Below are 22,844 nucleotides of genomic sequence, written 5' to 3' on the forward strand. Positions count from 1 at the left end.
CGCAATTCGGCGCGTGGCCTGACCATCGGAGCGCTGGCACCTCCACCTTTGATCTAGGTCAAGCAAATGAAAGATCGTAGCAAGAACGGGACTCCCCGACGGCGGCTGAGTGAACTCATTTCAGTGAAATCCTGACCTCGCTGAGGTTCGCGGCGAACTCCATCCCTGCCCGGGGTCCTTGCAGGGCGATCTTTACGCCCTTCTCATTCCCTAACTGAACGCCTCCGAATCCACCGACGAAGGTGCCCCCGCCACCGACGGAGCTATAGGTACCGGCGAAGTCGCTGACCTGCCTAATGCCCGAAGCCCATCCTTCCAACCGGCTGACCGATGCTCCAGCCGTTACACCCAGGCTGAGACCGGATACTCGGAACGGATAGTCGCGACCGCGGTACGTCAGGACGCCGCTGCCGCCACCGGCGCCCACCATCAAGCCCGCCTTGAGAAGCTTGACGCGAACATAGCCGGGCGCCTGCGCGAGCGATGTCGCCGGAAGAACAGCGGCGAAAAGCGCGACCACAGCGATCCGAACCAACCATGACATCGCTTCAGCTTTCCTGCGCTTAAGGAGCCGCCACATCCACCTTCTTCCAGGTCTGATCCGGGTCGAACAAGTAAACGCGCTTGGCGATGCTATCGGTACGTGTTCCGAGATCCTTCTGGTAGACGGTACCGGCATGATTGACCATGAAGGTCATGACGCCGGAATTTCCGTACTCGGCGGGGTATGCGATCAGCGCGAAGCCGCCGATCATTTTCCCCTTGACGACGTAGTTCAAAGCTCCACCCGGCGCGTTGGATCCCTGGCCCTTCAAAATTCGATAATAATAGCCGTGGTAGGGTGCCGCCTGCTCTCCGACCTTGTACCCTTCGGCAGAGGCCTGCGCCGCCAATTCGCCCAGCGGGCTCGGCTCGCGATCGTCGCGCCAGAACAGCCCATCCTTCTTGCCCGGGCTACTGACGATGTGTTGTGCGTAGACCCCTACCCCCTCTCCGGTGCGATCCTTTTCGGCATATTCGTTCTGCGCATCCACGTAAGCCAGCGAGGTTTGAATCGCGTCCAGTTCATTGCGTCCGATGCGACGATACAGAATTTCGATACGCCCCGCAGCCGGGTCGAACTCCCAGCCCGTCCTGTTGTTCACCAAGGGAATCGGGAATGGAAAATCGTCCGCGCCGAGGACGAGCGTAGCCTTCTTGTTTCCCTCGGCCTTGATGGAATGTTTGGCGTCATAGGCGGACAGGAACCGCTGGCGCATCTCAGCATCGGCAACGTCATCACCGGACTCGACAATGTCTTTCCCGTCTTTGCCGAGGACTTTGAGTATCGCGCTCCTCGTCCCGGTCTTGACTGCGGCAGCCAGCGCCGCCGCGGCATCCTCCGGCGAGGGATAGGCCTGCTGCGCCCGGGACACAGAAGTGGTCAACAGCGCCACTGCCACGATTGCAGCGATGCCCACCAAAGCCGCGCGACCGAGCGGTTTAAGCATGATCATGGCAAGACCTCCGCTGGAGTCGGAATCTTTGCGCCGCTACCAAGCCAGTCGGTGTAGGAGCGCAGTTTTAATCCCAGCTGTTCGTAGCGGACGCGGAGATAGCCGTCCGGACCGCGGGTCACGGCCTCTGGCGCCACGGTCTGCACTTCCTGCGCGATGACGCCGACATAGGGCTTGCTGCTGCCGAGATAGCTGAAGCGGTAATAGCCGAGACCATTAGCGAGATGACCGAGCAGGACGACATCATGCTTCAGTTCGATGTCGGAGCGCCTTCCGCCGCCGCCACCACCACGGAAGCCGCCGCCACCTCCGCCGCCGCGGAAGCCACCTCCTCCACCGGCAAATGCCGCACCGCCGCCGCCCCGCCCGGCGAAGCTCGGACCGCCGCCGTGCGGGCCCATGCTCGCCATACTTGCCCGGCCACGGGCCGATTGCGCCGCAGCAGCCCTGCCCGACGACACATTCATGGCCGAGCCGCGGCCACCGCCACCTCCACGATTGGCGGCCTTCGCGCGATCGCCGCCACCCTTGGCCGCCTTGGCACGATCTCCGCCGCCGGCTTTGGCACGATCCGCCGTGCTCGGCCGATTGCCGCCGCGATCCCCGACACGATCGCCACCACGGTCCCCCGCCCGGTCGCCGACGCGATCACCTGCCCGATCGCCAGCGCGATCGGCAGCGCCCGGCCGATCCTGCCCTGGACGAAGCACCTGCTGTCCGTCGCGGCCGCGGAAATCCATCCGATTGGAGGCGCCCGCCTTCAGGTTGTTGTTACCGAAGCGCTGCTGAACGTTCGCGTTGTTGTATCGCACGCCCTGGCGATGCGCCGGGTTGTGCTGCCAATTGTTCCCGATGTTGGTCGTCCTGTTGAAGTGGTTGACGTAGACGTTGCGGTTGCCCCAGTTGAATCCACCGCCCCAGTAATTGCCCCAGCGTCCGATCGCCCAGGCTGTACCGAAGGCGAGACCGGCCGCGATCACTCCGGCACCGATATAGGACGGGTACCCGAAGTAATAGGGTGGATATTCCGCATAAGGCCAGGCTCCATAAACGGTCGCCGGATCGTAGTACGGCACGTACATCGTATTGGGATCGGCCTGCTCGATGACGATCGCCTGCTTGTTTTCCTGGGTTTGAACGCTGACCTTCTGTTGCTTGGTGGTGACCAGCTTCTTGTTGTCATAGGCCTTGGAGCGGAGGCGCTGGATCGCGTCCATCACATCCGGCTGCTGCGCGAGCACGGCATCGCCGAGGTTCTTGGTCCAGTCGACCTTATCGCTCATCATCGAAATGACGTCTGCGGTGCTCGTGAGCGCCTTGACGCTATTGTCCCACGACTGCTTCTCGACCTCCTTCTTCAACGCATCGCCTTTCAAGGTTTTGTGTTCCTTGAGCCAACGATCGGCCTGCACCACCTCTAGCGGATAGGTCGATGCCGCCAGCACATTTGCCAGCAACTCGTCGGGATAGAGTGCAATCGGCGCAACCAGCGCCTCGAGTTGTTCGGGCTTCAGCAGTTCCGCACTCGGCGGCTGTTGGCTGGTCGGTTGCGCCGAACTACTCGGAGCAGGCGGATTGTCGGTCGTTTGAGCGGAGACGGCGACAGCATTCGCGATTAGCAACGCGAGTGCGATAAGGGTCTTGCCGCAGCGGAACATCACGCCCCTCCTTGGGCTCATCGCGGCAAGAATCGGTCCGAGGCGAGGTCGTTCTTTGATAAAGATCAAGGAACCTGCGGTACCGCCTTGCTGCGCCGCAAGAGCAGCGTGGCGGGCGTATATCAGGCCGACGTTGATCGATCGCGAGCGATCGGAAGCCTGATCGTGAAAAGCGCGCCGCCGAGCGGCTGATTTTCCGCAGAAATCTGTCCGTGATGCGCTTCGACGATGGTGCGGGCGATCGCAAGTCCCATGCCCATGCCTTGCGGCTTTGTCGTGAAAAACGGATCGAAGACGTTCTTGAGATCGCCGGTCGCGATACCGGCGCCGGTGTCGCTAATCCTGATTTCCGCACTGGCGCCCGAAAGGCTCGTGGTTACGCTAACTTCGCGCTTCTTCGCCTCCGCTTCGGATATCGCATCCATCGCGTTGATCATCAGATTGAGAAAAACCTGCTGCAGCTGAACAACATCGCCCTTGACGTGCAGGTCCGCCGAGGCCGTGCAGCACTTCAGTGCGATATCGCGGCCGTGGGCCATGGCTGCGACAAATCCGATCACTTGCCGTACCGTCTCGTTCAGCTCGATATCTCGCATCTCAAAAGGTGTTTTCTTCAGCACGCTGCGTAGGCGACGTATCACTTCACTGGCGCGCTGATCGTCACGCCTGATGTCAACGAGAATTTCCCTGACTTCATCGAGATTCGGTGAAGAGCTCTTCAGCATGAGTTCGGCCGTCTCGGCGTTGGTAAGGATGGAGCCAAGCGGCTGATTTATCTCATGCGCGATCGAAGTCGTCAGTTCGCCGACAGCCGAATAGCGGTTGAGGTGTGCAAGCTCCGCCAGGCGTTGACGCGATTCGACTTCGGCGAAACGGCGGCGACTCCGTTCACGGAGCAATCCGCCGATCAACCCTCCCTGGATCAGGATTACGCACGCAATCAGCGACAGCTGCCAACTATATCTCTCCCATATGCCGGGCTCACGAAACAAGATTTCACTCCCCGGGGGCAGGTTGCTCTCGCTGATGCCCCAGCGCTGCATCTCCCGCCAGTCGTACTTTGGCGATGCAAATCCGATCGGCTGCACCTTGATATCGGCTGGTTTCCCGCCACCGAGAATGCGGATGGCGGCATTGACGGTTCTTTCGCTCGATTCGTTGATTGAATGCATCGGGCCGCCGACGGTATCTCGGCCGAAATAGGCTTCCTGGAAAGAAAAGATCGGGGCGTTGGCGATCGCACGAAGGTTGCGCAAGGCGAGATCGCCCTCATGGGCGACACCTGCACCATCGATCGACATCAAGCCCCAGAACAGAACAGTATGTGGCGGGAGCATCGACGCCCGCTTGAGTATTTCCGCAAAGGAGAGATCGGCATACCAGACGAATGCGACCCGGCTTTCGAAGGGCTTGCCTTCCCTCTTTACCTCCTCGAGCCAGAATTTCTCCAGGGGCGAGGCGCCTATGACCACGGCAATCGTCTGCGTGTCCGGCAGGACCTGAAGAATGCTGTCGAAAAAGGCCGAGAAATCGTTGTAGACCGCGATGACGGTGTCGTTGTCGGTCAGGTCCGTTCGGTTCACCAGTCGCTGCTCGACCGCCGTCAGCACCATGGGCGTTTCAGGGAAAAGCTGTGCCCGATATTTCTGAACAAACCGGGCCGCAGGTGCGCCAATGCTCACCACGATGTCCGGCGGACGGCCCGAGTAAAGTGACCGCAGATAGTCGACAAACGGCGCTTCCGGTCCCGGGTTGTTGAACCGTGCCGACAGTAGATTGTGCTCCTGAAGCTCCAGTGGCCACGGCGACTGCTGCTCGAGCTCGGTCCGGATGGTGCGGGCAAATGCGCTCCACGGCAGAAAGTCGCGCCCGAACGAGTGCAGCATCAGCACACGTTTGGGTTCGCCGCGCGGCTCGCCGCTTGCCGGTCCGGGCAGCATGGCTGCCAGGAGCAACAGGCAGACGCAGAGACGGACGGCCAGGACTGGCCAGCCCGGGTTGATCGCTGCGGTCGGGACGCGTGCGCTCATCCACCTACCCCGGCAGTTCGAACGGCTGCATTCGAGCACATTCCCAGCGCGAGCGACACTGCAGCCAACCCCTCAGCCGGGTCGGACGACGTTAACAGCGCGTCGTGACCCGACCGCAGGCGGTCCTCCGATCTGCACGCAGGAGGAGCCATAGCAAGCTCCTGCGGCTAGATCTGGCAGCGGTGATACTTCACATCCATTCCTTCCATGCCTGGAAACTCCCGGGAGATGGTGTTGTCATCAATCACCTTCAGGAAGAACTGGACGTTTGAAAGCATGATGCCTGAGGCGCAAGCGACCACCAGGTTGATGGTTTGACCATCCTCCTTCCTCGACTTGATCAGGCAATTTTCAAGCTTGCCTTTCAGGCGATCGGATTCGGCGATGAAGCCGCCACCGTACACGCCGGAGAAATTCGTGAAACTCACCCTGTTTGCGCGTCCCTTGCGGGTGAACACCTTGGCGCATTGGTCCGCACTCGTGGCCCATGCACCGGTGAGCTCGAACGCATTCGCCCGATGCGGTGGTAGCAAGGCAGAGCAGAGTGAGACTGCCGCCGCGAGGGCCAGGTTTCGAAGCACAGTCATCGGATTTCTCTCGAGCCCCTGTCAGTGACCGCTCAACGCCCTCTCCCAAGCCGGAACTGGCCGTTCGCGCAGACGTCGCGAAACAGTGCGGGCCTCCCCGATGCGAATTGCTTGATTTGGATCAAGGGAACGACGTCGCCGTCACCTAGCTTTGGCAACGCAGAGGCAGAACACCCACTCAGGAGCCATCAATCATGCCTGGCAGCATCGATAATCTCATTCCCAGCGTGAAACAGATCCGGACGGAAGCCGCCCTCAAGGAGGCCGAAAAGGCAGAACAATACGCGCGCCTTGCCGCTGCCGCCGAAACCGAAAAACGCGTCCTGATCGAGCGGCTGAGCCGTCCGTCGGGCAAATCCGAGGAAGAAAAAATCCAGCTCGCCTCGGCCGTTATCCAGCGGGCGGTGCGAAACGGATTGACGGAAGTGCAGGTCTATCGGTTCCCCAACACGCTGTGCACCGACAAGGGCCGCGCCATCAATCAGCAGGAGCCGGGCTGGGAGAATACACTGACGGGGATTCCGAAGGAAATATTCCAGCTCTGGACCGACTACCTGAAACCGCGCGGCTATCGCATCAGCTACCAGATCATCGATTACTCGGGAGGTGTTCCAGGCGACGTCGCAATCACCATTGCCTGGGGAGACTGAGGGCAGTTCGGGCGGATCTGGCTTGAAACAACGGAACGGTGACCATGTCCGCCGACGGACACACGGAAGGAATGAAACGCAAGGACTATGAAAAAGAACTAGGAAAGCTCCAGGTCGAGCTTTGCCATCTCCAGGAATGGGTGAAAGAAAACAAGCTTCGGGTCATTATCCTGTTCGAGGGCCGGGACGCCGCTGGCAAGGGCGGCACGATCAAGGCGATCACGGAAACGGTCAGTCCACGCGTGTTTCGCGTGGCCGCCTTGCCGGCGCCGTCGGATCGCGAGAATACGCAACTGTTTCTTCAGCGCTACATGCAGCATTTTCCGGCTGCAGGCGATCGTGATCTTCGACCGCAGCTGGTACAACCGCGCCGGCACGAGCGATTCCTTTTGCTCTGTCCCCAGATGGAGAAGTACATCATCGAGGGCGGCGTCATCCTGATCAAGCTCTGGCTCAAGGTCGGAATGGACGAGCAGGAGCGCCGCTTCAAGGCCAGAATTAACGATCCGCTGCGGCAATGGAAGCTGAGCCCGATGGATCTGATCCCGCACAAGCGCGTGCAAAAGGAAAAGGTCAAGCTGCCGAAGCGTTCCGGCAAAGGACGCTATGACGACCAGGCTGGCTCGAGCGAGATGACTTTCGTGGCAGAGCGCTACTGAACAGATTGGGCTGCGCAATTGCGCGGCCCGACCGGTTCGGCTCTATTTCAAACGTATCGTTACCCCGCCAACTGCAGCTGATACTTCGGCGCCGACCTTCGGGCCGCTCAGCTGCAGGATGACGCCGTTGGCATTCTGCAATTGAACGCCTCCGGCGCCAGCCGCAACGGCGCCACCTGCTCCGACAGCGCCATACGAGCCTTCGATCGAAGCCGGTCCCTTCAGATTGAGGGCCCGTCCGACAAGCTTGGTGGTCGAGGCTCCGATGGTGAAGCCGACGCTCATGCCCGATACGGTGAACGGATAGCGCTTGCCTCGGAGCACGAGCACACCCTCGCCACCTCCGACTCCGACGATGAACCCGCCTTTGGTGAAGACGACCGCGACCTGGCCGGTTTCAGCTCGGGATGGCGTACTGGTACCAGTCGCGCCCACGAGCAAGGCAACCAGGGCGACGCTTATGCCAAACTTTTTCATGCGTTTATTCCTCTGAAGAGCCACGCTCCGAAAGCCAGCAGCTTCGAACGGACCGAGAGGGAGAGAACGGATCGATCCGGTCTATACGGGACTGCCGTCGCTGGACATTTACCCACTGCCCGCCCACTCCCTTGATCCAAGTCAAGGGGCGCACTCCCTCGACACGAACTCGCCAAGCCGCGACGAATGCCGCGCTTCACGGTCCAGGCGACCGTCCCTCACGGAGACCGGATCGTTCGCTGGCATTGCTCTCGCCCAGCACACTGTCGAGTGTGCGGAGCCATTCGCTGCTGTCCGTCTTCTCCGCCAGCCCTTCCGCCCGCAGCAGGTCACGCAACTGCGCATGGGCACCGACGATGCAGAACGCTACATGACGCGACGCCAGCTCGTCATGGAGATCGAGCAGCATCCGTGCCCCGGCCAGATCGATGTAGGGGGATGCCGAAAGATCGCAGGCAACCATCCTGACGTCAGACGATTTTCGCAGCGCCCTCAAAACCGTCTCCAGAATCGTCTCGGCATTGATGTAGAGCAGCGAGGCTTCAGGGCGGAACGCGATGACACCAACCAACGGCTCCACACCCTCATGCCTGGCGCTGTCGGAATAGCGGCCCGATCCAGGAAGTCGCCCGAGAAACGCGATGTTGGGCTGCGACGCCCGCCCAAGCAGCAGGAAGATGGATGCAAGGGCGGCGAGCAGCACACCTTGGAGGATCCCGAGCAGCAGCACGGACACCAGCGCGATAACCGCGGCATAGAAGTCGATGCGGCTTACTGTCCACATGCGAAGCAGCGCGCGGATGTCGACCAGTCTGTAAACGGCAACAAAGACAATGCCAGCCAACACCGCCTTGGGAAGGTTGGTCAGCAATCCCGTAAAAAACAGCAAGCAAAGTGCGAGGGCAAACGAGCAAAACACCAATGCCAGGGGCGTGCGCGCTCCCGCCGTGTCGTTGACGGCGGATTGCGACAATCCGCCGGCCACGGGATAGCCGTGGCCAAACGCAACCGCGAGGTTGGCGGCCCCCAGCCCCAGAAATTCCTGCCGGACATCAAGGTTGTATCCATGCTTTGCGGCAAAGCTCCGGGCCGCCGAAACACCTTCTATATAGGCCAGCAGCAGGCATCCGGCCGCTATTGGAAACAACTCCTGGAATTCCAGCATCCCGAAAGTGGGCACCTCGAAAGCCGGCAATCCTTCCGGGATGTTTCCGGTAACAGGTACGCCCAGTGCCGGAAGGGCGAACACGGTTGCCATCAGGATTGACAGCGCCACCACGGCGAGCCCGACCGGCCTGCCCGATAAAAACCGTTCACCGAGGAGCAGGAGCAGGATCGCTGCAACTCCAATTGCCAATACGAGCAGATTGGTGTCGCCGACCTGTCCTGCAAGCCGAATGGCCCGGTCGAAGAAGTTGTGGCCACCACCGGCCACGCCGAACAGGCTCGGCAACTGGCTCATGATGATTGTGAGTCCGGCCCCCGCCTTGAAGCCGACGAGAATGCTGTCGCTGACCAGACGGACGAGAATGCTGAGCTTGAAAAGCCAGGCGATCAGGCAAAGCAGCGCCACCGCGAATGCCGAAAGGCTCGCGATCTGTGCGAAGCGCATCGCGTCCCCTCCGGCGAGCGCCCCGACGCTGCCGGCGATCATGAGCGAGATTGCGGAGGTTGGGCCGACCGCAAGCTGGCGGGACGATCCAAGGAGAGCGTAGCCCAAGCCGCCAAGCATGTAGCCGTAAATGCCGACCTGGGGCGGCAACCCGGCAAGGCCCGCATAGGCCAGTGACACCGGGATCGCATAGGCGGCGAGCGTCACGCCGGCGATCGCATCATGGCGTAACCAAGCCCTCCTGTATTCAGCAAGCCAGGTCAACGGCGGAAAAATCCGTGTCCAGCCCGTTCGCGGAAACGAGCGCGACTTCATAGGCGCCCCTCATTGAGTGTCTCGCAGCGAAACAGGACGACCAGCAGCACCAGCACGGGCAGGCCAATCGCGAGGTCCGGGATAAGCTTCATTGCGTAGGCGCCGACAGCCGCCCCAATACCAAAAGCGACGCACAATGCTGCAAGGATGCCGGGGCGGTGAAGCGAGCCGAGTTGCCCGGAGACCACGGCGAACACTCCCTCAGTCGCCTGGCGCAGATTGCCGGTGATCATAGGCGACACCTCGAGCCCGACGCGAATTGATCTGGATCAAGCTTTCGACGAATTCCGGGATTCAAATTGATGCACGATCGATAGATGCGCCGGGGGAATGCGACCATGGACACTGTCAGGCAGGCCATCTCCAGCGTTGCCTCGTTGGTTAGATTTGCGCAGGTCGCCACATCGAGGGAGTCGTGACATGTGTCAGCAGAGCTTCCGGGGCCTCGCTACGTTACTGCTGCTTTTCGCAAATCTGATCACGCCATCGCGTGCGGACGATCAGGCCACGTCGCGCCCTATCCAGGAAGAGATCTGGGCGCTGCCGCTGCCGCTCCCGATGTTCGCCTACCTGGTGCGGCCGGTCGGCGATGGGCCGTTCCCGCTCGTGATCATGAACCATGGCGTTTCAATGACCCCGACCGGCCGCAGCTTTTTTCCTCTTGTGGAGTTTCGCGATGCCGCCAAGTGGTTTGCCAAACGCGGCTACCTCGTGGTGGCCCCCGTCGGCACCGGCTACGGCGCCGCGGCCATCGACATACCCGAGCATGGACTCTACGGCCCGTTCTTCTCGAAAGTCGGAAAGTGCAGCAATCCCAATTTCCGCGCTCCTGGCCTTGCGGTTGCGCAGGTTGACCTCTGGATCATCGACTACATGATCGCCGAAAAGCGCATCGTGCCGAACGGCGTCATTGTGGTCGGGCAATCCGCCGGCGGTTGGGCCTCGATCGCGCTTTCAAGCCTGAACCCGCCCCAGGTCAAGGCAATCATCACCTTCGCCGCCGGCCGTGGCGGACGTGTAGACGGCAAGCCGAACAACAATTGCGCGCCGGACAAACTGGTGGAAGTGACCGGTGAGTTCGGCCGCACATCGCGGGTGCCGATGCTGTGGATCTACATCGAGAACGATACCTTCTTCGGCCCTACCCTGTCCAAACGCATGCACGAGGCCTTTACCGCAGCTGGCGGCAAGGCCGAGTACCATTTGGTAGCGCCATTCGGTAACGATGGACATTTCTTTATCGGCTCTCCCGATGCCATACCGATCTGGTCGCCGCTCGTGACGAAGTTTCTCGACGAACAAGGATAGGTAACGCCACGCTTGGAGGCCACCCATGTCACGCTCACATCGCATCGAACCGCACCGCGGAAGCAATTGTGCGATCCCCACCTTCGTGGCCCTATTGTTGGCTGCTGTCGCGAGCCTGGCATCTCACCGGCCTGCTGCGTCACAACCAGACCCGACCGCCGCGCCGAAACCTGCGGACACCGAAATTGCGCCCCGCGGGCAGCGAGAGGTAAAGGACATCGCTTATGGAGGCTGGAAAAAACTGTGCTTCAAGCCAGGCGGCGCAAAAATGATCTGTCGGATTTCGATTACCGGCAGGTTCGCGACCGGCCAGGTGGCGGTCCGCGTCGATATCGTCGAGCGTGAAGGCGACGCCACTGCACGGCTGCAGGTGTTCTCCCCCGTCGGCATGTATCTGCCGACGCCGGTCAAGCTTACGATCGACCAAGGCGAGCCCCATCTCGTGCCTTATACCTGGTGCCTCACCAATGCCTGCATCGCGGGCAGCATGGCAGATCCAAAGATGGTCAAGGAAATGGCTTCGGGTCAGACGCTGCGACTAGAATTCGTGGATTCGAGCCTGTTGACGCTCTCCACGTCGCTGCCGCTTGGTCAGTTTGCGCCGGCCCATCAGGGAGCGCCAGCGCAGACGTTCGAACAGGACATCGACGAATGAGGCGACAATTGCGCCAGGATTTCGCTGCACGCCGGCTAGCTGCCTAAACTTTCGTTGCGACCGATAAGGCCGAGCCGTTCCGCGCTCGAGACCAGTTCCGCGAGCGAGTGCACCTGCATCTTTTCCATCACTTCATGACGATGCGCTTTCACCGTGCGCTCGGTCGTTCCCAGTTCCCTGGCAATTTCCTTGTTGATCTTGCCGCGCACGATCGAATCGAAGACCTGTCGCTCACGCGGCGTCAGTGTCGCAAGATGAGCAAGAGCCGTATCTAGCGCGCCTCGTTGGCTGCGTGCCAACTCATAGCGCGCCAAGGCGCGCTCGATCGCTGCGAGCAGTTGCTCTGATGATGCCGGCTTGGTCAGGAAATCCTCGGCGCCTGCCTTGATTGCCTGTACGATCGTCGGGGTGTCGGCATGGCCGGTGACGAAGACGATCGGCAGGATCGACCGGAGCTCGATGAGGCGGCTTTGCAACTCCAGCCCGTTCAGTCCGGGCAATTTCACGTCAAGCAGGATGCATCCGGGCTTTTCAGAAGCCGGCAGACGATCGAGCAGTTGTTGGGCCGATGCGTATGTTTCGACGTCATAGCCAGCAAATTTCAGCCGGCGTGCAATCGCTGTCCGAAACGAAGCATCGTCATCCACCACGTAAACAAGGCCAGGCAATGTCCCCTCCTAGCCGTCACTCGAACTGACATCTCGCTCCCACCTGAGGGGTTGGGGCCCACATCCATCGCGATCGTCTCCAGCGCATGCTGCATCCTTGCGGCGGCGAGCAATCGATCTGATCAAACACTACTGCCCAAAAACGTTGGCATAGCAGAACATTCAAACGCCAAGACCAGGGGACGGTATCCGTCCCGAGAGCTGTCTTCTCTGGCGCCGTATTATAGACCTGTCCTTTGGTACAATGAACCTTCAGACAATAGTAAAAAATGTTGCCTTCGCAGAAGATTAGCTACCCCAACGGAGCGCATACCTTCCCACAAAATATTCAGAAGGCCGACCACGCCCAATAACGGGTTACCGTACAGGAGTTGGTCATGTTTGTCCGTATCACGACCGATCCGACCCCCCGTCCCACCTCTCTCGGCGAACTCGGAATAACGAGTGATTCAAATCCAAAAGTAAGTTTAAACGAATTTACCTACAAGAAAGGTACCGAAATCTACGGGGAAACGGAGCCTGCGGACTACGTCTATCAGGTCAAGACGGGCGCAGTGCGAAGCTACAAGCTGCTTTCGGACGGCCGTCGCCAGATCGGCGCATTCCACCTCGTCGGCGACATCTTCGGACTGGAAAACGGAAACGAGCATCGGTTTACGGCAGAGGCGATCGTGAGCACCACGGTTCGCCTGATCAAACGGCGGAGCCTCGAGATGGTGGCGGAGAGCGATGCCATGGTCTCGCGGAACCTGCTCAGCATGACCACGGACAATCTGCAGCATGCGGAGAACCACATGCTGCTGCTCGGTCGCAAGACTTCTCTGGAGCGCGTCGCCGCCTTCCTGATCGAGATGGACCGACGACTTACGGCGGCAGGCGTCATGCCACTGCCGATGTCGCGGCGCGACATTGCCGACTATCTGGGGCTGACACTGGAAACGGTGTCTCGTGCACTATCGCGGCTGCATGAACACGGCATCATCGGATTCATCGGCAGCAATCAGCGCCAGATTGTCCTTCTGAATCGACGGCAGCTCGCTACCCTCGATCTGCAGAACTGAAACCGGGAGCGCCGATCGACGCGAAGCGCTCGAGCGTCTTGCGGAGCACCTCGAACAGAACCGCGGTTGACCAGCCGAACATCAGGATACCGTTCATTGCGGTCATCGGCCCGGTCAGTCGCCAGGCTTGTACAGGCGTGATATCTCCGTAACCGAGGGTGGTGTAATTTACGAAGGCGAAATAGAGCAGATCGCTGTCGGCAGGGGCCGCACCGACGAGCGAATAGGCTAGCGCCCAAACAAAGACCTCCAGAGTGTGCGCCACCATCAGGGCCGCCGCAGTTCCAACCATCACGGTCATCAAGTGCAATCTCGGCCGCTCGCGGTGCCGCAATCCCGCGGAGCGGGCAATGCCGACCGCACCGACTGTCACCAGCGCATGGATCATAATGTTGATCACGCTGACGACGAAGCCGATCAGGAATTGAAGCGCCATTGCTTTCTCTTGCTGGGTGCGACCGGCAAGGGCCATCGAGCGCCTCTGCCGGCCTTGGAACTGACTTCAACTCTTTGAGGTAGAGACACCCGCCGCCTTGTGGCAGATTCGCCCGTTATGGGCGCAAGCGCTCAAAGGCGTCGACATTACCATTCCCTGCGCGGAATAGCGGAAAGCCTTGACGCAGATCAAAGATGTGGCGACGGCCCTCCTCATCATCGCTGCTACTTCCGCCCTTTCATTGATCGACCGGAGTTTCAATCATGAGGGCCGTTTCCGTCGAAGAAGCCGTTGCAATGATCCCGGCCGGGGCGAGCATCATGGTTGGCGGTTTCATGGGTGTCGGAACGCCGGAACGCCTGCTTGACGAAGTGGTCAGACAGCAGAAGACCGGCCTTTCGCTGATCAGCAACGACGCTGCGGTGCCTGGCAAGGGCGTTGGCAAGCTGTTCGATGCGGCTCTCGTCTCGCGCCTCACTGCAAGCCACATCGGCCTCAATCCGAAGGCACAGCAGCAGATGCTGGCCAATCAGATCGCCGTCGATCTCGTACCCCAAGGGACCTTCGTCGAACGCATTCGCGCGGGTGGTTGCGGTCTCGGAGGCGTACTCACGCCAACCGGCATCGGCACCTCGGTGGCCGAAGGCAAGCGCCAGATCGAGGTAAACGGAACGACGTTTCTGCTCGAGACTGCGCTGCGGGCGCAATTTGCTTTGGTCCACGCCTTTCTGGCCGATTACCTCGGCAACCTCACCTACGCGCTGACCGCACGCAATTTCAACCCGGTGATGGCGATGGCGGCCGACACCGTGATCGTAACGGCGGAGCACATCGTGCCCGTGGGCGTCATCGCACCCGATCACGTCATGACCCCGGCGCCGCTCGTCGATTACCTGATTACAAACAGGTGAACCATGGATGCACAGACGATCATCGCCCGGCGCGTCGCGCGGGAGCTCCATACCGGCGATCTCGTGAACCTGGGGATCGGCATTCCAACGCTGGTCGCCAACTACGTTCCACCAGAGCTTACGGTGTTCTTTCAGTCGGAAAACGGATTGATCGGGACAGGACCGGTGCCGGAGCAAGGCATGGCTCATCCGCTTCTGACCGACGCGGGCGGACGCCCGATCAGCGCTCTGCCGGGTGCCAGCACCTTCGACAGCGCGATATCCTTCGGATTGATCCGCGGCGGCCATGTCGATGTGACGGTCCTCGGCGGCCTGCAGGTCGACGCGCACGGGCATCTCGCCAACTGGATGATCCCCGGCAAGATGGTGCCGGGCATGGGCGGGGCAATGGACCTCGTCAGCGGCGCCAAGCGGGTCATCGTTGCCATGCAGCACGCCGCGAAGGGAAAATCGAAGATCGTCGCCAAATGTACCCTGCCGCTGACGTCGACAAGGCCGGTAAGTTTGGTCGTGACTGACATGGCCGTCATCGCTTTCCCGGAGGGTAAAGCGACCCTGCTGGAAACCGCGCCGAGTGTCAGCATCGCCGAGGTCATCGCCGTAACGGATGCCGAGCTCGTCATTCCCGATACGGTCCCCGAAATGAGGATCTGACAAGGTAACGAGCATGCGGATATTCAGCGACTTCAACGAGATCAAATCCGCTCTCGGCTCCGAGATCGGCACAAGCGACTGGGTCGAAGTCTCGCAGCAACGAATCAACCAGTTCGCGGAAGCGACCTGCGACGAGCAGTGGATCCATATCGACCAGGTGCGCGCGAAGAAGGAGTTGCCAGGCGGCACCACCATCGCTCACGGACTGTTGTCGCTCGCGCTCGCGCCGCTCTTCATTCGATCGGTGATCGGGCTGAAAGGTCTGCGCAACACCCTGAACTACGGGGCGGACAGGATACGGTATCTTGCGCCGGTTCCGGCGGGTTCAAGGCTGCGCGGCCGCGTTACGGTCGCGGAAGCGGAAGACGTGCCGCCGGATGGCTTGCGCGTGAACTATCATCTCGTGATCGAGATCGAGGGCGGCAAGCACCCCGCGTGCGTCGCCGAGCTGATCGCCCTGCACTATCGCTAGGCGGCGCGGCGGACCGCGTCAAACGCACTCAGTCGATGATGTGATAGCCGCCGTCGACATAATGCACGCCGCCCGTGATGAGTTTGGCGCCGTCGAGCGCCAGAAATGCGGTTGCGTTGCCGACGTCGTCGATGCTGACGAGACTGCGCGCCGGCGCCTTCGATTGCGCCTTGTCCATCAGTTCGTCGAATTCGGGAATCCCCGACGCTGCGCGCGTGGCGAGCGGGCCGGGTGAAATCGCGTGAACGCGGATGCCCTTCGGGCCCAGCTCCGCGGCCATGTAGCGAACGGCTGCTTCGAGCGCCGCTTTCGCCACACCCATCACATTGTAGTTCTCCACCACCATCTGGCTGCCGTAATAGGTCATGGTGAACATAGTTCCACCATTCTTCATCAACGGTTCGGCCAGATGCGCCATTCGCATGAATGACCAGCACGAAACGTCCATCGTCTTGAGGAAGCCGTCGCGGCCGACGTCCACCACGCGTCCATGGAGCGCCTCCTTCGGAGAGAAGGCGATCGAGTGCAGCAGGAAATCGAGCTGCCCCCATTCCTTCCCGATCCGTTCGAACACCTGCTCCGTTTGGCCCTCGACCATGACATCCATTGGCATGAAGATCGGCGCCTCCAATGCCTGTGCGAGCGGCTCGACGTGTTTTCTGGCGCGGTCGTTCAGATAGGTCACGGCGAGATCAGCCCCGAGCGCACGAAAGGCCTTGGCGCACCCCCATGCGATCGATTGGTCGTTGGCGATGCCGACGATCAGGCCTTTCTTGCCCTTCAGGGCGACCTTGGAATCCGGGAATACGGGAATCATGACACCCTCTCATGTCTGGCGCTGGACGATGGCGTGTTCAACAGCAGCGACAATGTATGCTGCGCGATCATCAGCTCCTCGTCGGTCGGTATGACGTAGACCGGAATACGGCTGTCGGAACGGGATATCAGGCGCGCGTGGCGGGAATTCTCGGCCTCGTCGAGGGTCACCCCAAGCCACCTCAGTTGGTCGGCGATGCGTGCCCGGATAGCCACCGAGTTTTCCCCGATACCGGCGGTAAAGACGAAAGCGTCCAGCCCCTGCAACGCGGCCGCAAGCATGCCGGCGTTGAGGCCGATGCGATAAACGAAATAGTCGACCGCCAGTTTCGCCTTGGGATCCTCGCTAGCTTCCAGTTCACGCATATCGTTGCTGATGCCCGAGAGCCCCTTCAATCCGCAATCGCGGTAGAGGAAGTTCTGGACATTGGCGGCCGACATTCCCTTTTCGGAGATCAGATAGAGCAGGACCCCAGGGTCGATTTGCCCCGGGCGCGTTCCCATGGGCAGCCCGTCGAGGGCGGTGAACCCCATGGTGCTCTCAATGCTGCGTCCCCCCTTCAGCGCACACATGGAGGCGCCGCTACCGAGATGGGCGACAATCACCCGCCCCTTTGCGATTGCGGGTGCGACTTGCGGCAAGGTCTTCGCGACATATTCGTATGAGAGACCGTGAAATCCGTAACGCCGCACGCCCTCGGCATGAAGCTGATGCGGAATTGCATAGTAGTCAGCCACGGCGTCGTGCGTGCGGTGAAACGCGGTGTCGAAACAGGCCACTTGCGGAAGAGCTGGAAAATTGGCCAGCAGCGACCGGATCGGGGCCAAATTATGCGGCTGATGAAGCGGGGCCAGCGCGACGAACCGCTCCAACCGGGCTACGACGCCGTGGTCAATCAGCACCGGCCGGTCAAAGTCCGGACCGCCATGAACGACGCGATGACCGACGGCCATCGGGCTAATGCGAAGTTCGTCGCGCAGCCATCCGCCTGCGATACCCATCGCGGCCGGAACATCCGGAACCGCTTCGATCGGATAGGCGCGGTCGGCCAATGGATCACTGTCCGCGCCACTCGCCCGCAAGCGAGGACGACTGCCAATGCCATCCATTTGGCCCTTGATCAGCCGCTTTAGCTTTCCCTCTCCCTCGACCGAAAAGATCTGGAACTTGACGCTCGAGGAGCCAGCATTGACGACGAGGATCGTATCCATGGCAATCACGCGGCAACATTTGGAGCACGCTGGCGCCTTGCATTTGCATAGAGAGCCGCAACCGCGCAGGACGCCATCCGCGCGCGCGCTGTGTCCGCACGCGACGTCAGAACGACAGGCACCCGGGCGCCGAGCACGATGCCGGCACTATCCGCCTTGGCGAAGTAGGCGAGATTCTTCGCCAGCATGTTGCCGGCTTCGAGGTCGGGAACGAGCAGGATCTGCGCCCGGCCGGCAACCTCGGATTTGATTCCCTTGATCCGTGCCGCTTCCACATCGATCGCATTGTCGAAGGCAAGTGGTCCGTCGAGCACGCCCCCGGTGATCTGCCCGCGATCCGCCATCTTGCAGAGCGCCGCTGCCTCGATCGTGGATGGAATCTTGGAGGTAACGGTTTCGACGGCGGACAGGATCGCCACACGCGGTGATTTGCCGAAGCCGGCTTGCGTATAGAGATCAATCGCGTTCTGGATGATGTCCCGCTTGGCATCGAGATCTGGAAAGATGTTGATGGCCGCGTCCGTTACAAAGAGCGTCTCGGCATAGGCCGGCACATCCATCACGAACACATGGCTGATCCGCCGGTCAGTCCGCAGGCCGTCCACCTTTGCCGTGACGCTACGCATCAACTCGTCGGTGTGCAGGCTGCCCTTCATCAGCATCTCGCCCTTGGCGGCATGGATGAGCTCAACACCCTTTGCAGCCGCGGCCTCGCTGTGCAGGGCATCGACGATCTCGAAGCCGGAAATATCGAGGCCGTATTTGCTGGCCGTATCCCTGATTTTTCCTTCAGGCCCGACCAACACCGGCCGGATAATGCCCGCCGCCGCGCTGTCGACGGCGCCGCGCAGCGAGGTTTCATCGCAGGGATGCACGACAATGGTCGGCGCCGGTGGCACCGCCTTGGCCGCGGCGATCAGACGGTCATACTTGCTCGGAGAGCGCGCTTTTCCTGAATCGGCTGGCATGGCTTTCATGATGTCGCTCCGGATCTTTCCAGTAAACGCTACGATGCCTTCGCCTTCGGATCGAAAGGGGCGCCCTTCGAAGCCTTATCCGAAAATTCGCCCGCATCGACGCCGAACAGTTTGGCAACACGCTTCAGACGCTTCGCGACCTCTCCCGATATTGCGGCACTCGCGGACAGCACTTCGCGAATCGCTGCGAAAGCCGCCTGGCGTGCTTTTGCATTGTCGGGCAAGAGCTTCGGTATCGCCGCCAGTGCTCCCTCCTGATCCAGCAGAAGCATGAAAAATTGCTCGCGGACCAGCATCTTGAACTCTGTCAGCGTTAGCCGCGCTCCGGAGTCGCTACGGCGAACGTTGCGCAATGCTTCTAGGCTCCGCTCGTCCACCATCCCCCTCGCCGACCCGACATACAGAAGACCGCGAATGGCCGCTTCGCGAAGGCCGCCTTCGCTGATTTTGGATTTCAGCTCGGCTATCCGCCTCTGGAGCATTTCACGGTGTGCTGCAGACATTTCCTGCCGGCGCGATGGGGCCGATTGCGGATCGATTCCGACAGCCGCTTGCAACGCCGGCGAGCCGTAGACCGCAAGGAAGGTCGCCTCGCTGAGCGCCTCCTGCGAATCCCGCCAACTGTCCAGCGCATTGACGATCTGCTTGGAGATCTGCTCCTGAAAGGCAACGAAGGGATTGTCTGTCGAGACCTGCTTGCGATCCTCGCTCACCCGCTCCGCCAGCGACTTCACCATCGCCATGAACGGATTCCGACTGCTGAAAGCTTCATACTGAAGCCGCAACGGATGCAGATTGCGCATCATCTCCGCCGCCTGAGGCTTCACCATGCCCTTGATCCAGGGCTGGAGGTACTTCTTGTAGGCCGTGAGATTGATTTCCGAAACGCGCTTGGCGGCGGCAAACCGCCGCTCATCCTCGGGAGAATTGCCGCCCATGGCACGGATGTCTTCAAGCGTCCGCGCCTCGCAGCGCATCACCCACTGGCCGGCGGCGAGGTCGGCATTCGTCGTATCGGTGCCCTTGGCCTCGAAAGTTGCTTCGTAGAGACCGGGCGGCAGGACATCGATCAGATCGATATTGCTGGAAAATTCAGCGTGTTCCTTTTTGGCAATGCCGCCGGAAACGAAAATGCCGAGATGGCCGACACTCTCGTGAACCGTGTAGACGATCGTCTGACCGTAGGCCCTGATTTCGTCGACGTCTGCATAGAGATCGAGGATCCAGTCCAACGCCTGTTGCGGCGGGGTAATATTGTCCCCCTTTGAGCAAAATACCACGATCGGTGATCTGATATTGCGCAAATCGACCGGCTGACCGTCAGACGTCGTGATCCGACCGGCGGCGAGATTATTGCCGACGAACAGTTCATCGACGATGAACTGGATTTCCTCGGCGTTCAGATTGACGTGCCCGCCCCACCAGCGTTCGAATTCGAGGTATCGGTCGGCCTCGCTATCGACCTTTGAGTAGACGTTGTACTGCTTGGTCCACAGCGTATTCGAAGGATTCTGGCTCTCGAAGTTTTGCACGAGCCAGGCGCCGTCGAATTTGCCGGCTCCGAGGTCGCTAGTCAGCGCGGTTAGCCAGCTTCCTCCGAGCAGGCCACCCGAATAGCGCATCGGGTTTTTGCCATGCACGCCTGCCCAATAGGCAAGCGGCGCGCCTGCAATGATGATGGGTCCGAACAGTTCCGGCCGCAGCGACGCCAGGATCATGACGGCCCAGCCGGCCTGGCAGTTTCCGATCACGCAAGGCTTGCCGTCGGCCTGCGGATGGCGGCTGATGACCGTCTCGATGAACACGGCTTCGGCGCGCGCGATGCGCTCGATTGTTTGTCCAGGCATCGGCTCGGGCAGGAATCCGATGAAATAGCAGGGATGACCCGCTTTCATCGCAACGCCGATTTCGCTGTCCGCCTTGAATCCCCCGATTCCCGGACCATGCCCGGCGCGGGGATCGACCACGATGAACGGTCGCCGGTCGAGATCTATTTCGACGCCTTTGGGCGGAATGATGCGTACGAGCGCATAATTCACCGGTTCATCCAGCTTGCGGCCGTCGGTGATCAGTTCGGCGGCGTATTGCAGGACATGCGGTGCCGTTTGCGCCACGTGTTCCCGATACTGATCGCCGCGTTGACGCAGGACGTCCAGGAACAGGACGCTGCGCTGGCCAGCGTCCATCATGTACTCTACAGCCGAAGCGACTAGCCCTGACATCGGACCGCCCGGCAACGTTGCTTTGTCCATCGCCATGTTTCGACCTCACTTGTCGGGAAGTTCACTCAACGAGCCTCGCGGCATCGAACGTTGATTTATGTCAACGTTCGAAAGTCGATCCGGCAATGTCGCGTCGGTACGATCGATGCGTATCCAGGCGACCGTCAATTCCCAGGACACGGAGAGAATGATCGGTCCGATAAAGAGACCAACAATTCCATGCGCGAGCGTTCCTCCTATCACCCCGACGAGGATGACGACCGTCGGCGTCGTCAGGCCGCGCGCCATCAAGAGCGGCTTCAAGATGTTGTCGAGTATGCCGACAATGCCCAGGAACACCGTCATCAGAACCGCTGTGGTAAAGTCCTTGTCGATCCAGATCCAGACGATCACGGGAACCAGGACGATCGCCGCGCCGATCTGCACGATAGTCAGGATCATAACCACGAAGGCCAGCAGGCCGGCGCCGGGAATGCCTGCCAGCTTGAAGCCAATGCCCGCCAGAAGGGACTGGATGATCGCGACGCCGATGACGCCCTGGGATACCGCGCGTATGGTCGTACCCGCCAGTTCCAGAAAATGTTCGCTCTGTTCGGGCACGATGCGATGGAGAAAGCCCCTGCCCGCCCCTACTAGCTGCGAGCCGTAGGGAAAGAGAAAGCCGGCCAGCGCCACAGACAGGAGAAACTTGAACGTTCCCACGCCGGCATTGCCCGCGAGGCCGAGCATGGTGCCAGCCAACGGCTTCAGATGGGGCACCACCTCGCGCAGGGCCGCTCGAATGTTGTCGGACGCTTGGTTCCAGAGCTCGAAAAGCTGAGGACCGATGAGCGGCCAATTCTTGACGCCGTCCGGCGGTGATGGAACCGCCAGGTTACCAGCGCTCAGATTTGCGGCGAAATCCTTCACTCCCTCCACTGCACTCAAGCCAAGCCAGGTCGCCGGCCCGATGACGATGGCGAGATTGATGACGGTGAGAATTGCCGCTGCGAGCCTCGGACGACCGCCGAGAAGCCTGGAAAGGAGATTAAAGACAGGATAGAGCGCGACGGCGAGTACGATGCTCCAGGCCAGGATCGGCACAAAGGGACGGATGAGAACGAACGTCCAGTAGACCAGGAAAGCGAGCAATCCGAGCCGGATCGCAAGCTGGATGAGGTCCTCTCCGGACCGGAGCTGGCGAAAGGTTTTCAAGGACGCGCCCTCATCTGGGAGTGGGCATGCTGTCGTCAAGCTACCGGCCGTTTTTCGCGCTGAAGTCTTGATCCAAATCAAACGACCGCAATCCGGGCCCGGGCTTCATCGGCGGACGTCGATCGAGACGGCAGCCTTGTTCGCCAGCACATGAGGCCCAATGTCTGAGCCGATCAACTACACCGGACGCGAGCTGCTGCGCGACGGCAGCCAAGTCGAAATCCGCGCGCTCCGGCGGGAGGACGAAGCAGACATGCTCGCTGCGATCGAAAAGACCAGCGCGCAATCATTGCAGCGCCGATTCTTCGTCATGAAGCGCCACTTCTCGGAGAAGGAGCGCGCCTTCTTCATGGACGTCGATTTCAAGAATCACGTCGCGATTGTCGCGATCACAGAGGAAGCCAGTCGCAAGGTGATTGCCGGAGGCGGCAGGTACATTGTCTTCGAGCCCGGGCGGGCCGAGATGGCATTTGTCGTCGTCGATACCTGGCAAGGCCGAGGCATCGGCTCGATCCTGATGCGTCATCTCGTCAAGTTCGCGCGCGATGCCGGGCTGCAAGAATTAACGGCAGAAGTTCTGCCCGAAAACGCAGCGATGATAAAGGTATTCGGAAAGTTCGGCTTCAGGCCCGCCGCGCGCCGAGACCCGCAGACACTCCATCTGGTACTGAAGCTCGGTTAGAAACACTTTCAGCGCGACAATAACTGCCCCGTCCGGACCTGAACCTGCACGGGGCGCTTGGAGCGCACTGCGGTGTCGAGAAGTCGCGGAAG

General features: G+C 60.7%; 24 protein-coding genes. 9 read left to right on the forward strand and 15 right to left on the reverse strand.

The annotated features are described in order from the left end of the window. Positions 1–115 precede the first annotated feature (115 nt). From JQ611_RS11440 to JQ611_RS11460, 5 genes are all read right to left on the reverse strand, one after another. Positions 116–580: a hypothetical protein gene (locus JQ611_RS11440; RefSeq protein WP_249133097.1), complete on the reverse strand. Its 465-nt coding sequence runs from the start codon at positions 578–580 to the stop codon at positions 116–118. Next, positions 564–1,496, reverse strand: a complete 933-nt coding sequence (locus tag JQ611_RS11445; RefSeq protein WP_212262867.1) for a DUF2950 domain-containing protein — start codon at positions 1,494–1,496, stop codon at positions 564–566. The genes JQ611_RS11440 and JQ611_RS11445 overlap by 17 nt, the downstream gene beginning before the upstream one ends. After that, on the reverse strand, positions 1,493–3,154 hold the full coding sequence (locus JQ611_RS11450; RefSeq protein WP_212465487.1) for a DUF3300 domain-containing protein: 1,662 nt from the start codon (positions 3,152–3,154) through the stop codon (positions 1,493–1,495). Before JQ611_RS11450 ends, JQ611_RS11445 begins: the two co-directional genes overlap by 4 nt. A 122-nt stretch (positions 3,155–3,276) precedes the next feature. After that, positions 3,277–5,184 carry a HAMP domain-containing sensor histidine kinase gene (locus JQ611_RS11455; RefSeq protein ID WP_212465488.1) on the reverse strand — a complete coding sequence of 636 codons (1,908 nt, stop codon included), beginning with the start codon at positions 5,182–5,184 and terminating at the stop codon, positions 3,277–3,279. A gap of 167 nt (positions 5,185–5,351) precedes the next feature. Further along, positions 5,352–5,771 carry a hypothetical protein gene (locus JQ611_RS11460; RefSeq protein ID WP_212262864.1) on the reverse strand — a complete coding sequence of 140 codons (420 nt, stop codon included), beginning with the start codon at positions 5,769–5,771 and terminating at the stop codon, positions 5,352–5,354. A gap of 194 nt (positions 5,772–5,965) precedes the next feature. Here JQ611_RS11460 and JQ611_RS11465 point away from each other — a divergent pair, with 194 nt between their 5' ends. Then, positions 5,966–6,421 (forward strand): hypothetical protein, encoded by a 456-nt coding sequence (locus JQ611_RS11465; protein WP_212262863.1) that lies wholly within the window; start codon positions 5,966–5,968, stop codon positions 6,419–6,421. Between the two features lie 71 nt (positions 6,422–6,492). Then, positions 6,493–7,080, forward strand: coding sequence for a polyphosphate kinase 2 family protein (locus tag JQ611_RS11470; protein WP_249133098.1), 588 nt, complete (start codon positions 6,493–6,495; stop codon positions 7,078–7,080). Between the two features lie 42 nt (positions 7,081–7,122). Here JQ611_RS11470 and JQ611_RS11475 read toward each other — a convergent pair whose 3' ends face one another. From JQ611_RS11475 to JQ611_RS11485, 3 genes are all read right to left on the reverse strand, one after another. After that, complete coding sequence (locus tag JQ611_RS11475; protein ID WP_212262862.1) at positions 7,123–7,557, reverse strand: hypothetical protein; 435 nt, start codon at positions 7,555–7,557, stop codon at positions 7,123–7,125. A gap of 196 nt (positions 7,558–7,753) precedes the next feature. Further along, positions 7,754–9,484: a SulP family inorganic anion transporter gene (locus JQ611_RS11480; protein ID WP_212262861.1), complete on the reverse strand. Its 1,731-nt coding sequence runs from the start codon at positions 9,482–9,484 to the stop codon at positions 7,754–7,756. Beyond that, entirely contained in the window at positions 9,481–9,717 is a 237-nt protein-coding gene (locus JQ611_RS11485; RefSeq protein ID WP_212390608.1) for a DUF1275 family protein, read from the reverse strand. The genes JQ611_RS11480 and JQ611_RS11485 overlap by 4 nt, the downstream gene beginning before the upstream one ends. 187 nt (positions 9,718–9,904) lie before the next feature. Between JQ611_RS11485 and JQ611_RS11490 the strand changes: the two genes are divergently transcribed. Next, a complete protein-coding gene (locus JQ611_RS11490; protein ID WP_212465489.1) occupies positions 9,905–10,792 on the forward strand; it encodes a S9 family peptidase in 888 nt (295 codons plus the stop codon). A gap of 25 nt (positions 10,793–10,817) precedes the next feature. Continuing rightward, a complete protein-coding gene (locus JQ611_RS11495; RefSeq protein ID WP_212465490.1) occupies positions 10,818–11,447 on the forward strand; it encodes an invasion associated locus B family protein in 630 nt (209 codons plus the stop codon). 35 nt (positions 11,448–11,482) lie between these two features. Here the strand turns inward: JQ611_RS11495 and JQ611_RS11500 are convergent, their stop codons facing one another. Further along, positions 11,483–12,115, reverse strand: coding sequence for a response regulator transcription factor (locus tag JQ611_RS11500; RefSeq protein ID WP_212465491.1), 633 nt, complete (start codon positions 12,113–12,115; stop codon positions 11,483–11,485). Between the two features lie 377 nt (positions 12,116–12,492). On the opposite strand from JQ611_RS11500, the gene JQ611_RS11505 reads away from it, so the two are divergent. Further along, positions 12,493–13,176, forward strand: coding sequence for a helix-turn-helix domain-containing protein (locus JQ611_RS11505; protein ID WP_212262856.1), 684 nt, complete (start codon positions 12,493–12,495; stop codon positions 13,174–13,176). Here the strand turns inward: JQ611_RS11505 and JQ611_RS11510 are convergent. Next, positions 13,154–13,612 (reverse strand): potassium channel family protein, encoded by a 459-nt coding sequence (locus JQ611_RS11510; protein WP_212390606.1) that lies wholly within the window; start codon positions 13,610–13,612, stop codon positions 13,154–13,156. The genes JQ611_RS11505 and JQ611_RS11510 overlap by 23 nt on opposite strands. 263 nt (positions 13,613–13,875) lie before the next feature. Here JQ611_RS11510 and JQ611_RS11515 point away from each other — a divergent pair, with 263 nt between their 5' ends. Genes JQ611_RS11515 through JQ611_RS11525 form a run of 3 tightly spaced genes read left to right on the forward strand, consistent with a single transcriptional unit; the run spans position 13,876 to position 15,649 of the window. Further along, on the forward strand, positions 13,876–14,523 hold the full coding sequence (locus JQ611_RS11515) for a CoA transferase subunit A (RefSeq protein ID WP_212465492.1): 648 nt from the start codon (positions 13,876–13,878) through the stop codon (positions 14,521–14,523). Positions 14,524–14,526: 3 nt separating this feature from the next. Beyond that, on the forward strand, positions 14,527–15,177 hold the full coding sequence (locus tag JQ611_RS11520) for a 3-oxoacid CoA-transferase subunit B (RefSeq protein ID WP_212262853.1): 651 nt from the start codon (positions 14,527–14,529) through the stop codon (positions 15,175–15,177). 13 nt (positions 15,178–15,190) lie between these two features. Beyond that, positions 15,191–15,649, forward strand: coding sequence for a MaoC family dehydratase (locus JQ611_RS11525; RefSeq protein WP_212465493.1), 459 nt, complete (start codon positions 15,191–15,193; stop codon positions 15,647–15,649). Between the two features lie 28 nt (positions 15,650–15,677). Here JQ611_RS11525 and fabI read toward each other — a convergent pair whose 3' ends face one another. The 5 genes from fabI to JQ611_RS11550 are packed head-to-tail and all read right to left on the reverse strand — an operon-like array spanning position 15,678 to position 22,070. Beyond that, complete coding sequence (gene fabI / locus JQ611_RS11530; RefSeq protein ID WP_212465494.1) at positions 15,678–16,466, reverse strand: enoyl-ACP reductase FabI; 789 nt, start codon at positions 16,464–16,466, stop codon at positions 15,678–15,680. Beyond that, positions 16,463–17,677: an acetate/propionate family kinase gene (locus JQ611_RS11535; RefSeq protein ID WP_212465495.1), complete on the reverse strand. Its 1,215-nt coding sequence runs from the start codon at positions 17,675–17,677 to the stop codon at positions 16,463–16,465. The genes fabI and JQ611_RS11535 overlap by 4 nt, the downstream gene beginning before the upstream one ends. Positions 17,678–17,682: 5 nt before the next feature. Beyond that, positions 17,683–18,645: a phosphate acetyltransferase gene (locus JQ611_RS11540; protein ID WP_212262976.1), complete on the reverse strand. Its 963-nt coding sequence runs from the start codon at positions 18,643–18,645 to the stop codon at positions 17,683–17,685. A 38-nt stretch (positions 18,646–18,683) separates the two neighbouring features. Beyond that, the gene (locus JQ611_RS11545) at positions 18,684–20,912 is read right to left on the reverse strand and encodes a DUF3141 domain-containing protein (protein WP_212262849.1); all 2,229 of its coding nucleotides are present in this window, start codon (positions 20,910–20,912) and stop codon (positions 18,684–18,686) included. 9 nt (positions 20,913–20,921) lie between these two features. Beyond that, complete coding sequence (locus JQ611_RS11550) at positions 20,922–22,070, reverse strand: AI-2E family transporter (RefSeq protein ID WP_212262848.1); 1,149 nt, start codon at positions 22,068–22,070, stop codon at positions 20,922–20,924. A 160-nt stretch (positions 22,071–22,230) separates the two neighbouring features. Between JQ611_RS11550 and JQ611_RS11555 the strand changes: the two genes are divergently transcribed. Then, positions 22,231–22,752 carry a GNAT family N-acetyltransferase gene (locus JQ611_RS11555; protein ID WP_212262847.1) on the forward strand — a complete coding sequence of 174 codons (522 nt, stop codon included), beginning with the start codon at positions 22,231–22,233 and terminating at the stop codon, positions 22,750–22,752. Positions 22,753–22,844 lie beyond the last annotated feature (92 nt).

Origin of the sequence: Bradyrhizobium sp. AUGA SZCCT0182, from assembly GCF_018130185.1 — a bacterium.
Lineage (GTDB): Bacteria > Pseudomonadota > Alphaproteobacteria > Rhizobiales > Xanthobacteraceae > Bradyrhizobium.

Coding starts and splice junctions, on each gene's coding strand:
- JQ611_RS11485 (WP_212390608.1), bottom strand. CDS start 9,717: ATGATCACCGGCAATCTGCGCCAGGCGACTGAGGGAGTGTTCGCCGTG.
- JQ611_RS11515 (WP_212465492.1), top strand. CDS start 13,876: ATGAGGGCCGTTTCCGTCGAAGAAGCCGTTGCAATGATCCCGGCCGGG.
- JQ611_RS11480 (WP_212262861.1), bottom strand. CDS start 9,484: ATGAAGTCGCGCTCGTTTCCGCGAACGGGCTGGACACGGATTTTTCCG.
- JQ611_RS11505 (WP_212262856.1), top strand. CDS start 12,493: ATGTTTGTCCGTATCACGACCGATCCGACCCCCCGTCCCACCTCTCTC.
- JQ611_RS11450 (WP_212465487.1), bottom strand. CDS start 3,154: ATGTTCCGCTGCGGCAAGACCCTTATCGCACTCGCGTTGCTAATCGCG.
- JQ611_RS11525 (WP_212465493.1), top strand. CDS start 15,191: ATGCGGATATTCAGCGACTTCAACGAGATCAAATCCGCTCTCGGCTCC.
- JQ611_RS11520 (WP_212262853.1), top strand. CDS start 14,527: ATGGATGCACAGACGATCATCGCCCGGCGCGTCGCGCGGGAGCTCCAT.
- JQ611_RS11475 (WP_212262862.1), bottom strand. CDS start 7,557: ATGAAAAAGTTTGGCATAAGCGTCGCCCTGGTTGCCTTGCTCGTGGGC.
- JQ611_RS11495 (WP_212465490.1), top strand. CDS start 10,818: ATGTCACGCTCACATCGCATCGAACCGCACCGCGGAAGCAATTGTGCG.
- JQ611_RS11465 (WP_212262863.1), top strand. CDS start 5,966: ATGCCTGGCAGCATCGATAATCTCATTCCCAGCGTGAAACAGATCCGG.
- JQ611_RS11545 (WP_212262849.1), bottom strand. CDS start 20,912: ATGGCGATGGACAAAGCAACGTTGCCGGGCGGTCCGATGTCAGGGCTA.
- JQ611_RS11555 (WP_212262847.1), top strand. CDS start 22,231: ATGTCTGAGCCGATCAACTACACCGGACGCGAGCTGCTGCGCGACGGC.
- JQ611_RS11540 (WP_212262976.1), bottom strand. CDS start 18,645: ATGCCAGCCGATTCAGGAAAAGCGCGCTCTCCGAGCAAGTATGACCGT.
- JQ611_RS11460 (WP_212262864.1), bottom strand. CDS start 5,771: ATGACTGTGCTTCGAAACCTGGCCCTCGCGGCGGCAGTCTCACTCTGC.
- JQ611_RS11535 (WP_212465495.1), bottom strand. CDS start 17,677: ATGGATACGATCCTCGTCGTCAATGCTGGCTCCTCGAGCGTCAAGTTC.
- JQ611_RS11490 (WP_212465489.1), top strand. CDS start 9,905: ATGTGTCAGCAGAGCTTCCGGGGCCTCGCTACGTTACTGCTGCTTTTC.
- JQ611_RS11455 (WP_212465488.1), bottom strand. CDS start 5,184: ATGAGCGCACGCGTCCCGACCGCAGCGATCAACCCGGGCTGGCCAGTC.
- JQ611_RS11440 (WP_249133097.1), bottom strand. CDS start 580: ATGTGGCGGCTCCTTAAGCGCAGGAAAGCTGAAGCGATGTCATGGTTG.
- fabI (WP_212465494.1), bottom strand. CDS start 16,466: ATGATTCCCGTATTCCCGGATTCCAAGGTCGCCCTGAAGGGCAAGAAA.
- JQ611_RS11470 (WP_249133098.1), top strand. CDS start 6,493: ATGAAACGCAAGGACTATGAAAAAGAACTAGGAAAGCTCCAGGTCGAG.
- JQ611_RS11510 (WP_212390606.1), bottom strand. CDS start 13,612: ATGGCGCTTCAATTCCTGATCGGCTTCGTCGTCAGCGTGATCAACATT.
- JQ611_RS11445 (WP_212262867.1), bottom strand. CDS start 1,496: ATGATCATGCTTAAACCGCTCGGTCGCGCGGCTTTGGTGGGCATCGCT.